Here is a 12,723-nt window from a genome sequence, read left to right as displayed (position 1 = left end):
CGAGACCCGCCTCGCCACGCCTAAGGGAAGGGGGGGGGTGGGCCCGGGGGGCGTCGAACCGCCCACGGCCGAGACGCCCGGCGGGGGCCCGCCCCTCGACCCGGTCGGCGGCTCCGGCGACGTGTCGGGCACCGGCGGCACGGGCGCCACGGCCGGCTCCCCGGGCACGCCCGGCTCGGGCGGGGGTCCCAGCGGCGCCGGCGGTGCGGGCGCCCCCGGCGCGGAGCAGGGGAGCGGCGACAACGCAGCCGACGGCGGTGTCAAGGCGGGGTCCTGCCGAGGCTTCGAGAACGGCACCGGGATCACCGACGACGAGATCACGATCGCGAACGTCTCCGACATCTCCGGACCGGTCCCCGGCATCTTCGAGTCGGCCCAGCAGGCGACCCAGGCCTACGTCGCGTACTTCAACGCCACCGGCGACATCTGCGGCCGGTCCCTGAAGCTCCTCACCCTCGACAGCCGCTCCGACGCCGGGGCGGACCAGCAGGCCTACGCCCGGGCCTGCGACCAGGCCTTCGCCGTCGTCGGCTCGGTGTCGGCGTTCGACTCCGGAGGGGCCCGCACCGCCGAGGACTGCGGGATCCCGGACCTCCGCTCGTACTCCGTCACCGGAGACCGCACCGCCTGCACCACCTGCTTCGCGGCGTACGCCGTCAAGCCGAACCTGGTGCCGAACGCCATGCCGCAGTACTGGGCGAAGAAGGCGCCGCAGGCGGTGAAGGCGGTCGGCATGTTCTACGTCAACGTCGGTGCCTCCGCGGAGAACGCCAAGAACTTCCGCGCCGGCTGGGAGGCCAACGGCTGGGACGTCAAGGTCTTCAAGCCGATCGACACGGCGGAGTTCAACTACGCGCCCTACGTGCAGGAGATGAAGGACGCCGGCGTGAAGCTGGTCAACTACACCGGCCCGTACCAGTTCACGATCCGGCTGCAGCAGGCGATGAAGCAGCAGGGGTTCGAGCCGGAGGTCTTCCTCCAGGACGCCACCATCTACGACGAGCGGTACGTCGCCGAGGCCGGTGACCTGGCCGACGGCTCCTTCGCCTACATCCAGACCGCGCTCTACGACGACTTCTCCATCCCCGAGATGAAGCTCTACCGCTCCTGGCTGCAGCAGATCGATCCCGGAGCGACGCCCACGACCTACGGCGTCTACGCCTGGTCGGCGGCGCGGCTCTTCGTCGAGCACGCCGTCGCCCTCGGCGGGGGACTCGACCGTCAGTCCCTGGTGTCGCGGCTGCAGGGCACCCGGGACTGGACCGGCAACGGCATCCACGCTCCGCAGCAGGTCGGCGCCGAGCGGACGGCGAACTGCGCGGCGATCATCCAGCTCGACAGCGGCGCCTGGCGGAAGGTCTCGCCCGGCAAGTACCTCTGCGGCGCCATGACCGACACCGGCCTGGGAGGCTGACCGATGAGTTCCCTGTTCTCCTTCACGATCCTGGGCCTGTTCACGGGTGCGGCGTACGCCATCGCGGCGTCGGGCCTGGTGCTCACCTACACGACGACCCGGGTGTTCAACATCGCCCACGGCGCGTTCGGGATGGTCCTGGCCTTCATGTTCTGGGACTTCACCCAGCGCCAGGGCCTCAACGTGTTCCTCTCGCTGTTCCTGGTGCTCGGTGTGGTGGCGCCCGCGATCGGGTGGTTCATCCAGCGGTTCGTGACCCGGGGCCTGGGCGAGGGACCGGTGTCGGTCGCGCTGGTGGTGACGGTCGGCCTCTTCGTCGGCTTGATCGGCCTGGCGCAGCAGGTGTGGCCGCCGGAGCCGCGGACCGTGCCGCCGTTCATGCCGGAGTCCGGCATCCAGCTGGGCGACACCTACGTGACCGCCCACCAGATCATCACGATCGTGGTGTCGATCGTGGTGGCGCTGGGCCTCTACGCGCTGCTGAACAAGACCCGGATCGGGACCGCCATGCGTGCCTCGGTGGACAACCCCGAGCTGCTGCGCCTCTTCGGCGGCAAGCCGGACACCGTGGCGGCGCTCTCGTGGGCGATCGGCATCAGCCTGGCCGGCCTGGGCGGCATCCTGCTGGTCTCCGTCATCGGGCTCTCCTACTTCGAGCTGACCCTGCTGGTGGTCAACGCCTACGCCGCCGCGATGCTCGGCCGGCTGAAGTCGCTGCCGCTGACCTTCGCCGGAGCCATGGGGCTGGGCATCCTGCAGTCGTTCGCGGTGGCCTACCTGCCCTCGGAGGGCTCCCTCGCCGGAGTCCGTGCCGTGGTCCCGGCGCTCTTCCTGTTCGTGGTGATCGTGGCGATGCCGCAGGCGCAGCTGCGGATCGGCCAGGTGAAGGGCATCGTGTCGGCGCCCCAGCCCTCGCTCCTGCGCTCCTTCGCCTGGGGCGGTGCGCTCCTGCTCCTCGTCGCCCTGCTCGTCGGCGGCGGGATGTCGACGGCGAACCTGCTGCTGGTGGGCACCGCAGCGACGTACGCCATGGTGATGCTGTCGCTCGTCCTCCTCACCGGGTACGGCGGCCACGTCTCGCTGTCGCAGCTGACCTTCGCCGGCGTCGGTGCCCTGGCCTACGCGAAGCTCGACACGCCGAACCTCGCCGGGCTGCTCATCGCCGCGGGCATCGCTGCGGGGGTCGGAGCCCTCGTCGCCCTGCCGGTGCTGCGGTTGACCGGCCTCTACCTCGCCCTGTCGACGGTGGCGTTCGGCGTGCTGATGGACAAGATGATCTTCCAGGCGGAGTTCGCCTTCGGGTTCAACGGGACGCTCGAGGCCAACCGGCTCTCGTTCTTCGGCAACGCCGTGGAGTCGACCGGCGGCTACGTCGTGGTGATGACCTTCTTCTTCGTGCTGATGGCCATCGCCCTGCTCGTGCTCCGGCGGGGCCCGCTCGGCCGGCTCCTCATCGCGATGCGGGACAGCCCGGCTGCCTGCGGCACCCTCGGGCTGGACATGCGGTGGTTCCGTGTCGCCCTCTTCGGGCTCTCGGCCGGCATGGCCGGGCTGGCCGGTGCGCTCTTCGCCGGACTCCGCGGCACCATCGGCGCCGCCGACTTCCAGTTCTTCAACAGCCTGCCCCTGCTGCTCCTCGCGGTGGTCTTCGGAGTCACCTCGGTCACCGGCGCGACCCTCGGCGGCATCGGCCTGATGCTGCTCCCGGTGATGCAGTCCAACAACCCCGGCATCGCCGGCCTGATCTTCGCCATCCTCGGCTTCGGCGCCGTCGCCCTGGGCCGGGACCCCAACGGCCTGGCGAACATGATGTTCAAGCTCGGCAACCGGCTCCGTGCCGAGGCGGGACCGAGGTTGCGCGAGCGCCTGCCGGCCCTGCCCGTCGTCGGCGGCCGCCGGATGCGCGACGAGCCCGCAGCGGGAGAGCCCGTCGAGGGCCAACCGGTCCACCTCTCCGACTCCACCCCGGAGCCGCCCGCCGGAAAGGTCCCCGCCCATGTCGTCTAGGAAGCTCCCCACCGGTCTCACCGACCGGCTCTCGCGCGGGCCCTCCGCCGCAGCGGCGGTCAGCGGGTCGGGCGGTGCCCACGTCCCCCTGCTCGAGGTGGACCACGTCGTGGTGCAGTTCGGCGGCGTGACGGCGGTCAACGAGGCGTCGTTCGTGGCGGAGGCCGGCCGCGTGACCGGCCTGATCGGCCCGAACGGCGCCGGCAAGACCACGTGCTTCAACGTCATCTCCGGGCTGCAGAAGCCCACCCGGGGCAAGGTGCGCTTCCGCGGCCGCAACGTCACCTCGATGCCGGTGCACCGCCGCTCCAAGCGCGGCATGGGCCGGACCTTCCAGCGGCTCGAGGCCTTCGGCTCGCTCACCGTGCGGGACAACGTGCGGGTCGCCCACGACATCCACGCAGGGCTGATGGGGCTCGTCCGGCCGGCGGCCAAGGACATCGACGCGCTGCTGGACCGGGTCGGGATCTCGCCGTACGCCCGGGAGCGGGCGGACTCCATCCCGACCGGCACCGCACGGTTGCTGGAGCTGGCCCGCTGCCTCGCCGGGGACCCGAAGCTGCTGCTGCTCGACGAGCCGTCCTCGGGCCTCGACGAGTCCGAGACCGACGACTTCGGTGACCTGCTGCGCGACCTGGCGGCGGAGGGACGGGGGATCTTGATGGTCGAGCACGACATGGACCTGGTGATGGGGGTGTGCGACACCATCCACGTCCTCGACTTCGGCTCGGTGATCGCCTCCGGGGCGCCGCTCGACATCCGGCGCGACCCACGGGTGCAGCAGGCCTACCTCGGCTACTCCGACGCGGTCGACGAGACCCGCACCGACCTGCCGCCGGTCGGGGCCGCCGACGCGACGACGGTGCTCCCGGCGGTGCCCGCCGGCGGTCCGGCCGGTGCCGACGTGAACGGGGGCCTGCGATGAGCGTGCCGATCCTCGAGGTCGTCGACCTCCATGCCGCCTACGGGCGGATCGAGGTGCTGCGTGGGGTGAACCTGTCGGTGCCGAAGGGGGCCGTGATGGCGTTGCTCGGCCCGAACGGAGCCGGCAAGTCGACGCTGACCAAGATCATCTCCGGGCAGAAGAAGCCCACCTCCGGGGACGTCCACCTCGGCGGCGTCAACGTCCGCGGGGCAGGCTCGGAGGAGCTGGCCCGGCTGGGCCTGTGCACCGTGCCCGAGGGGCGCTCGGTCTTCCCCAACCTGACGGTGGAGGAGAACCTGCGGCTCATGTCGTACGCCGGGGTGCCGGCCGACGCGGTCCTGGAGACGGCGTACTCCTACTTCCCGAGGCTCTCCGAGCGGCGCGACCAGCTGGCGGGGACCATGTCGGGCGGTGAGCAGCAGATGCTGGCGATGTCGCGCGCGCTGGCCTCCGACCCGGCCCTGCTGCTCCTCGACGAGCTCTCCATGGGGCTGGCGCCGCTCATCGTGGACGAGCTCTACGACACCGTCGCGGAGATCGCCGCCTCCGGTGTCTCGATCCTGTGCATCGAGCAGTTCGCCCGCACGGCTCTGCGGGTCTCCGACTACGCCGCCGTCATGTCCGGCGGACGCATCGTGGCCTCCGGCGAGCCCGCCGAGGTCCTGGAAACCATGTCCGACGTCATCCTCGGAGGTGCCGCGTGAAGCGGCTGACATCTCGCACCGGCCCCTACCTCGGCGTCGGCCTCGCCACCGTCCTCACCGCCGCGGTCCTGCCCTTCGCGACGCCCGCGGCGACCGCCGCCCCGGCGGCAGCCGAGGACCTGGACTTCAACTTCAGCGTCGAGGCGCGGGCGACCCCTCTCCAGCTCGAGATCTACGAGCCGGTGATCCCGATCCCTGCCGAGCCCCAGTTCGAGCTGAACCTCGGCTACACCCAGGCTCTCGCCCAGTCCCGCGGCGGCAAGGGGCGCGCCAGCCTCCTGTGGCCCGGCGACTCCATCGGCGAGGGCGCCAAGACGGTCATCGAGAACCTCGGCCTGCCTCCGGAGGTCGCCGGACCGCTGGCCGCCCAGGGCTACCCGGTCCAGGTCAACTCCAACCACCCGTCCGGGCCGGCCACCGAGGCCAACGAGCAGTTCCCGGGGACGGTGATGCGCACCAGCGCGAAGGAGGGTGAGATCACCGCCGCCGCGGGCTTCTCGACCGACTGCGACGTCTCCGACCAGGAGGGAGGCTCCGGCGGGGGTGGCGGCCTTCCCGGTCTGCCGGAGGCCCCCGGCCTGCCGCTGGGGCCCCTCACCGACCTGCTGGGCGGCCTGGGCGGTGTCCTCGGCCTGAGCGGCAAGGGGCTCGGGAGCGCGGAGGCGGGCGCGGGCGCACGCTCCGGCAGCGGGTCGGACGGTGACCAGGCCTCCAGCCTGCTCAGCGGCTTCGGGGCCGCCATCACCGGCAAGAGCGCCGCGCCTGCCGACGGCGAGGCGAGCTCGGAGCAGGCGGAGGAGGCCGCACCGTGCCCGATCCCGGCGGCGCTCGCCATGCTGGTCGACCTCGGCGGAGCCATGTCGACGAGCAGCTCGGTGGTCGGCAAGGACGGCGTGACGGCGACCTCCCGGGCCGTGCTCGGCGAGGTGCGGCTCCTCGGTGGCCTGATCCGTCTCTCCGGCATCAGCACCAAGGCCGTGACCCGTTCCGACGGCAAGAAGGAGACCGCGTCCGGCAAGGCCCACTACGGCACCTTGTCGATCGGCCCCGCCGAGTTCGCGCTCGGGCCGGACGGCATCGAGGCCGCGGGGCAGAAGCAGGACATCCCCGGGCTGCCGGACCAGGCCGCGGCCGCCCTGAAGCAGCTCGGGGTCAGCATCGCGATGCCCGAGCCGGCGTTCTCGACCGAGGAGAAGACCGGGACGTCGAGGGTCGAGGGCATCGTCATCGAGCTCGACCTCGGCATCCTCTCGCCGGTCCTGAGCCAGCTCCCGCTCGGGCAGATCCTCAACGCGATCCCCTTCCCCGAGGAGGCGGCTGCGATCAAGAGCGCGTTGGGCGCCATCAGCCAGCTCTCGTCGCGGATCGTGCTGCACCTGGGCAAGGCGACCAGCCAGACGCAGCGGGCGCCGGCCATCGACCTCCCGACGGCCGAGCCGCCGAGCAACAACCAGACCGGTGACCCCGAGGGCGGCGACACCGGCGGGGGCGGCGGCACGGGCGGCACGGGCACGACCGGCGGCACGGCGGGCACGCCGGGCACTCCCGGCACGCCGGCCTCGCCCGGGACGTCGAGCCCGGGTGGTGACGCGGCGCCGTCCGACGGCGGGGCGGGGACCGAGGACCTGGTGCCGACCGCCGCAGGCCTGCCGCCGCTGAACTCCATCCCGGGTGCGCTGCTCTTCGGCGGCATCGCGCTCGCCGCCGTTGCCGGCAGCTACCTGCGCAAGATCGGCGCCTTGGCCCTCGGATCCGGCGCCGCCTGTCCCCACGGCCTCGACTCCGGCCTTCCCGACCTCCGCAAAGCCTGACCAGAAGGGCAGTGAACCAGATGACCACCGTGCAGAACACCGGCGCCGTGCCTGCGCCAGGCCCGGCCTCCGGCGCCCGGATGGGTGCGGGGGCGGCGCTCCCGAGAGCCGGCCGGCCCTCGAGCAGCACCGGCGCCGCCCCGATGAAGAACAACAACTACCAGCTGCTGCAGGTGGTGCTGTTCTGGGCGGGCGCGATCCTGCTGCCGCTCGGCCTGGTCGTCATCATCCTGGGCTGGTACGGCGCCGCGAACACGCCGTACCAGTACGACCAGCTCTCCTACCTGGTCTCCGGAGGCCTGCTCGGCCTCGGGCTGACCTTCGTCGGCGGCTTCCTCTACTTCGGTGCGTGGCTGGCCCGGATCGCCGACGACGGCCGGGAGTCCTCCAAGCGGCTCGCCGACACCCTGCTGGTCCTTGCCGACGTCACCGCTCGCTCGGCGTCGGTCAACGACCAGGGCGTCGACGTCGGAGCCCTGCCGGTCACCGCAGGCGAGGGCACGACGATCCACCGCCGCGACTGCGCGCTCATCGCCCACCGCGCCGACCTGCACCCGGTCAACGAGGCGCGGGCCGCCAGGGAGGACCTCACGACCTGCCGGGTCTGCAAGCCCTGAGCCCCCGCCGCCCGCACGGGGCTCACTCCGGAGGGTCGGGGACGGCGGTCGCGCTGTGGGGGGTGACCGCCTCGTCCGGCTTGCCGGCCAGCACCGTGTCGATGTAGTCGTGCGCGGTCTCGAAGAGGTCGACCTCGTGGCCGGCCCGCTCGGAGAGGTACCACCGGTGCACCAGCACCTCGTGGAAGATCTCCGCCGGCTCGAGCTTGCCGCGCGCATGGTCCGGCACCATCGCCATCAGCGGCTCGAAGACCTCGGCCAGCCACCGCGTCGCCACCAGCACCCGGTCCTCGCGGCCGAGGTCGTGGTGCGCGACGTAGCTGGCGATGTCGTTGAGCAGGCGCTGTGCCTGGGCGTCCTCGACGTCGAGCCCGGTCAGCGCCCGCAGCTCGCGCCGGTGGTGCCCCAGCTCGACCGCCTTGGGCTGGATACGGACCCGGTCCCCGTCGAAGTCGGTGACGATCTCGAGCTCCTCGACGTCGAAACCGAGGTCGTTGAGCCGGGCGACCCGCTGCTCGATGCGCCACATCTCGTCGAGGGAGAACTCCTCGACGCCGGTGAGCTCCGTCCACAGCTCGTCGTAGCGCCGCTGGAGCAGCTCGACGATGTCCTTCGGCGGGATCTCGGTCGGCGCCAGCCGGCTGGCCTGGAGGTCGAGCAGCTCGGCGTAGACGTTCTCGGTGGCGATGGTGACGTCGTGCTCGCGCAGCTGGGGCGAGAGCGAGGGGCGCAGCTCTCCGGTCTCGGCATCGACGAGGTACGCCGCGAACCCGCCCGCGTCGCGGCGGAAGAGCACGTTCGACAGCGAGACGTCGCCCCAGTAGAAGTCGGCGAGGTGGAGCCGGACCAGCAGCACGACCAGGGCGTCGATGAGCGACGGCAGGCTCTCGGCGGTGACGCCGTGGGAGAAGAGGCTGCGGTAGGGGAGCGAGAACTGCAGGTGCTCGGTCAGCAGCGCGGCGGGCAGGTCCTCGCCGTCGCCGCCGACCCGACCGGTGACGACGCCCTGCGGGACGACGGCGGGCAGGTCGAGACGGTGCAGGTCGCGCAGCAGCCGGTACTCGCGGAACGCGATGTCCTCGACGGTCTCCTTGATGGCGTAGGTCGACCGGCCGAGGCGGACGATGCGGACGACGTGGCGGGACAGGCCGCGGGGCAGCGGGACCACGAGGTCGTCGGGCCACTGCTCCAACGGCTCGGACCAGGGCAGCCGGAGCAGCGCCGGGTCCGGCCGGTTGGCGACGATGCGGAGGGCCACGCCACCGACTCTAGACCCGCCAGACGCAGAGGCCGGGCGCCTCGGAGGCAGGCAGCGAGACGGTGCCGCCGATCGCTGCCAGCGGCTCCGGTCGGCCCTCGGTGCCCACCACCGGCCGACCGTCGGTCAGGCCGAGGGCCCCGGCGTCCAGGTCGATCGCCGGGCCGCCGGCGCGGCGGGCGCAGACCAGCACCGAGCCGGTCGGGTGCTCGCGGAGGAAGACGAGGACGTCGTCGTCGACGTGGACCCACCGGAGTCCTCCGCGGCGCAGCGCCTCGTGGTCGCGCCGGGCGGCCGCGAGCGCGGCGTACGTCGCGAGGGTGGTCTGGTCCCAGGCTTCCGGCCGGTCCCACGGCATGGTGCGCCGGGAGTCCTCGCCGAGCACCCCCTCCAGCCCGATCTCGTCGCCGGCGAAGACCATGGGCACGCCGGGGAGGGTGAACTGGAGGCCGGCGGCGACCCGGTGCACGTCGGCGGCGCCGGCGAGCGTGCGGATCCGGGCGCTGTCGTGCGAGCCGAGGATGTTCCACGACTGCGTGGCGGCCCGCCACCCGAACCGGGCCAGCCACTCCCGGAAGGAGCGCAGGACGAGCGGGCCGGGCCGTCTCGTGACCGGCAGCGGCCGGCCGAAGGCGCGGGCGGGGGACGCGGGGTCGCGCACCCACGACCAGACCGGCCAGGAGAAGCCCGAGTAGTTCATCGTCCCGTGCCAGCCGTCGCCGTCGATGTCGCCGGACGCGTCGTGGTTGTGCTCGCCGATGACCAGCGCGTCCGGGCGCTCGGCCTCGGCGGTGCGCCGCACCGCCCGGGCGACGTCGTGGTTGACGTCGATCGCGCCGAGCCGGCCGGTCATGTTCGCGACGTCGATGCGCCAGCCGTCGACGTCGAACGGCGGCCGCAGCCACCGGGCGACGACCGAGTCGGGCCCCTCCACCATCGCCCGCCGCAGGTCGGGGTCGGCGAGGTTGAGCTTGGGCAGCGTCCCGTGGCCGAGCCAGCACTCGTAGGAGCCGTCGTGGTTGAAGTAGTACCAGCTGCGGGTCGGGGAGCCCGGGTCGTCGGCGGCTGCGCGGAACCACTCGTGGGTGTCGCCGGTGTGGTTGGTGGTGAGGTCGCCCAGCAGCCGCCACCCTCGTGCGTGGACCGCTGCAGAAAGCCGGGCGTAGGCCTCGTCGCCACCGAGCAGCGGGTCGACCCCGTCGAAGGTGGAGGCGTTGTAGCGGTGGTTGCTCTCGCCGGGGAAGACCGGCGTCGTGTAGAGCACGGTGGCGCCGACCTGCTCGACGTGGTCGAGGTGCTCGACGATGCCGTCGAGGTCTCCGCCGAAAAGCTGTAGGGGAGTCCGCGGGTCCGAGCCCTCGAAGGCGACCTCGTCGTCCCACGCGGCCGGGACCGCCCAGTCCGGGGTCGGACGGTCCTCGGCGGCCGAGGACCGCGCGAACCGGTCGGGGAAGACCTGGTAGACGACGCCGTCGCGGCCCCAGTCCGGCGCCGGCGGGTGCGCGGAGACGCGGAAGTCGAAGGTGTCCGGCACGTCGTGGTCGAGCACCCCGGCCGCGGTCAGCCACCGCTGCTCCTCCGCGGGCGTGCCGGTCGCGGTGCTGATGAGGAAGCGGTAGTGGGCGACCGGGTTGTGCACCGGCAGCTCGCCCTCCCACCAGACGGTGTGCTCGTCATGGTCGACCACGGCGCAGGCGTGGTAGACCGGCTCCGCGTCGTACGTCGTGCGCAGCCAGACCTGCTCGACGGGGTCGCCGGCCCAGGTGCGCACCCGCACCTTCACCTGCCAGCCGAGGGTGGGCGACTCGTGCTCGAGGTAGAGGGGCGAGCCGTCGTGGTGCGGCTCGTGGAGGAGGCTGAGGGGTGCGTCGTCCGGCCGGCTCACGGCGTCCAGGGTGCCTGGCGGGCGGCCGGGCGCCAACTCCGCGCCGACTCCGCGGGCCAGCTCCACGCACCAGCTCCGCCCTGTCGACGGCGAGAGCCGTGCTGGCGGAACTAGAACAGGTTCCAGTACGGTCCGCGCCATGACCTCAGAGCCCTCGACCGCGCCCTCCACCGAGCCGCGTGTCGTCGTCGTCACCGGCGCCGCCTCCGGCATCGGCCACGCCACGGCCGCGCTCTTCCGGGACCAGGGCGCCACCGTCTACGGCCTCGACATCCAGCCCACCGTCCCCGAGGGCGTGCAGTACGTCGAGTGCAACGTCGGCGACCGAGCCTCGGTGGACGCCGCGATCGAGGTCTGCGCCGCGCACGGGCGCATCGATGTCCTGGCCAACGTGGCGGGCGTCGTCCAGTTCGGTCGCTTCGACCAGATCAGCGACGCCGAGTGGGACCGGGTGCACGCGGTCGACCTCAAGGGTCCGTTCATGCTCATCCAGGCGGCCCTGCCGCACCTGCGCGCCTGCACGGGCAACATCGTCAACGTCTCCTCGGTCGCCGGCCGGATCCCGCAGCCGTACGCCGTCGCGTACGCCGCGGCCAAGGGCGGGCTCACCCAGCTGACGAAGTCGCTCGCGCTCGAGCTCTCGCCCGAGGGCATCCGGGTCAACGCGGTCTGCCCCGGCACGGTGGACACCCCGATCGTGTCCCACGTCGCGACGATCATGCCGTCCGACCTCGATCCCCGAGTCTCCGACCGGCTGCTGATGATGCTGCCCGGCCCCGCCATCGCGCCCGCCGAGATCGGTGAGGCCATCGTCTACCTCGCCTCGCCCGCCGCGCGGATGATCACCGGCGAGATCCTCGCCTTCGACGGCGGGATGGGCTGAGCAGCATCGTCCCCGGCGGGGCCGACTAGCATGTCCGCGGCCATCGGCGCAGTGCCGGCGGCCGCGCCGGTGTAGCTCAGTTGGTAGAGCGTTCGCCTTGTAAGCGAAATGTCGCGGGTTCGACTCCTGTCACCGGCTCCCTGGAACCTGCTCCCCGGCACCTGCTCCCTGGAACCTGCGCCGCCGGTGGCCTGTGGATGACGGCCGACGCCCTCGGTCGATTCGACCTACGTTCTCCCCGAGGACACGGTGACGGACCGGGGGAGCGGCCATGGGGCTCGAGGTGGCAGGTGGGCGGCACCACGACGGGTGGGCCGCCGAGGTACGGCTGGGCGCCGGCTCGGCGCAGGCACTGGTCTCCCTGCACCAGCGGGCCACGGACGTCCTGCTCGGGCCGGCGGACGTCGCGCCCGGTCGGGTCGACGCCGGTGACGCCGACGAGGTGGTCGCTCGGCTGCTGAGGGGCCTGGCCGAGGACGGTGACCGGGTTGCGGAGGTCCACGCTCTCGTCGCCGTGCTGGTCCGGGTGGCGGAGCGGCACCTCGACGCCGCGGACCGGACGGTCGCCGGCACGCTGCTCGACCTGCGGAGCGCGGCGTGATCGACACGGCCGTGGCCGGGCGGCCCGGTGACGTCCGCGCCGCCGCGGCGTGGCTGCGCGCGATGCGCTCGGCGACGGCCGCGTCGCAGGACCTCCTGGTCCGGGCGCGCAGGGTGGCGCGTGAGGACTGGGCGGGGTCCGCCGCAGAGGCGTACGCCGGTGCCGGCCGGTGCGTCCTCGGTGCGGGGGACCGGCACGAGCAGCGCCTGCTGCGCGCTGCCACGCTCCTCGAGGAGTACGCCGACCGGCTCGCCGCGGTGCAGCGGCAGATGGCCGACGTGCGCTGCCGGGCCGCGGCCGGTGGCCTGGTCGTCCGCGGGCCGCTCGTGGCGCCGCCCCGGGACCCCCAGCGGCTCGCGCTGTGGACGCAGCTCGCCGAGGAGGTGGCTCGCGCCCGGGCCGACCACGAGGCGTGGATAAGCGGGCGCCTGGCGCCGGAGGCGACGCGCGGCGACGACCTCCTCGGTGACGTCCGCGACGCGCTGCTGCAGCGGGCGGCCCCCTTCCTCACGACGGCGGGCACCGTGCTCGGCACCCGGCGGCTCGGGCAGATGGCCGAACGGATGCTGGCCGCGGGCGCCGACGCCCGACGGAGGGCGGAGGAGGCGCGCGCGGCCC

11 protein-coding genes and 1 tRNA gene are annotated in these 12,723 nt (G+C 73.0%); 10 read left to right on the top strand and 2 right to left on the bottom strand.

All coding sequences use genetic code 11. The annotated features are described in order from the left end of the window. Nucleotides 1-37: 37 nt before the first annotated feature. Genes ACSMHG_RS19005 through ACSMHG_RS18980 form a run of 6 tightly spaced genes read left to right on the top strand, consistent with a single transcriptional unit; the run spans nt 38 to nt 7,478 of the window. Nucleotides 38-1,414, top strand: coding sequence for an ABC transporter substrate-binding protein (locus ACSMHG_RS19005; RefSeq protein ID WP_435748061.1), 1,377 nt, complete (start codon nt 38-40; stop codon nt 1,412-1,414). 3 nt (nt 1,415-1,417) lie between these two features. Continuing rightward, a complete protein-coding gene (locus tag ACSMHG_RS19000; RefSeq protein WP_435748059.1) occupies nt 1,418-3,421 on the top strand; it encodes a branched-chain amino acid ABC transporter permease in 2,004 nt (667 codons plus the stop codon). Further along, nucleotides 3,411-4,346: an ABC transporter ATP-binding protein gene (locus tag ACSMHG_RS18995; protein WP_435748057.1), complete on the top strand. Its 936-nt coding sequence runs from the start codon at nt 3,411-3,413 to the stop codon at nt 4,344-4,346. The genes ACSMHG_RS19000 and ACSMHG_RS18995 overlap by 11 nt, the downstream gene beginning before the upstream one ends. Beyond that, nucleotides 4,343-5,050 (top strand): ABC transporter ATP-binding protein, encoded by a 708-nt coding sequence (locus ACSMHG_RS18990; protein WP_435748055.1) that lies wholly within the window; start codon nt 4,343-4,345, stop codon nt 5,048-5,050. The genes ACSMHG_RS18995 and ACSMHG_RS18990 overlap by 4 nt, the downstream gene beginning before the upstream one ends. Then, nucleotides 5,047-6,861 (top strand): choice-of-anchor P family protein, encoded by a 1,815-nt coding sequence (locus tag ACSMHG_RS18985; protein ID WP_435748053.1) that lies wholly within the window; start codon nt 5,047-5,049, stop codon nt 6,859-6,861. Before ACSMHG_RS18990 ends, ACSMHG_RS18985 begins: the two co-directional genes overlap by 4 nt. Nucleotides 6,862-6,872: 11 nt before the next feature. Then, nucleotides 6,873-7,478, top strand: coding sequence for a hypothetical protein (locus ACSMHG_RS18980; protein WP_435748052.1), 606 nt, complete (start codon nt 6,873-6,875; stop codon nt 7,476-7,478). Nucleotides 7,479-7,500: 22 nt separating this feature from the next. On the opposite strand, the gene ACSMHG_RS18975 is transcribed toward ACSMHG_RS18980, so the two are convergent. Both ACSMHG_RS18975 and ACSMHG_RS18970 read right to left on the bottom strand, forming a co-directional pair. Next, entirely contained in the window at nt 7,501-8,736 is a 1,236-nt protein-coding gene (locus tag ACSMHG_RS18975; protein ID WP_435748051.1) for a DUF4032 domain-containing protein, read from the bottom strand. Between the two features lie 10 nt (nt 8,737-8,746). Continuing rightward, nucleotides 8,747-10,621 (bottom strand): glycoside hydrolase family 13 protein, encoded by a 1,875-nt coding sequence (locus ACSMHG_RS18970; RefSeq protein WP_435748049.1) that lies wholly within the window; start codon nt 10,619-10,621, stop codon nt 8,747-8,749. A gap of 139 nt (nt 10,622-10,760) precedes the next feature. Between ACSMHG_RS18970 and ACSMHG_RS18965 the strand changes: the two genes are divergently transcribed. The 4 genes from ACSMHG_RS18965 to ACSMHG_RS18950 form a co-directional block, all read left to right on the top strand. Next, nucleotides 10,761-11,504, top strand: coding sequence for an SDR family NAD(P)-dependent oxidoreductase (locus tag ACSMHG_RS18965; RefSeq protein WP_435748047.1), 744 nt, complete (start codon nt 10,761-10,763; stop codon nt 11,502-11,504). A gap of 65 nt (nt 11,505-11,569) precedes the next feature. Next, a tRNA-Thr gene (locus ACSMHG_RS18960) sits at nt 11,570-11,642 on the top strand. Between the two features lie 133 nt (nt 11,643-11,775). After that, the gene (locus tag ACSMHG_RS18955; RefSeq protein ID WP_435748045.1) at nt 11,776-12,105 is read left to right on the top strand and encodes a hypothetical protein; all 330 of its coding nucleotides are present in this window, start codon (nt 11,776-11,778) and stop codon (nt 12,103-12,105) included. Then, a partial coding sequence (locus tag ACSMHG_RS18950) for a hypothetical protein (protein ID WP_435748043.1) occupies nt 12,102-12,723 on the top strand: 622 nt, incomplete at its 3' end. The genes ACSMHG_RS18955 and ACSMHG_RS18950, both read left to right, overlap by 4 nt.

Origin of the sequence: Nocardioides ureilyticus, from assembly GCF_051280745.1 — a bacterium.
GTDB lineage: Bacteria > Actinomycetota > Actinomycetes > Propionibacteriales > Nocardioidaceae > Nocardioides.
The sequence above is the reverse complement of the archived record's forward strand: the minus strand, read 5'-3'. Positions and strand labels throughout refer to the sequence as shown.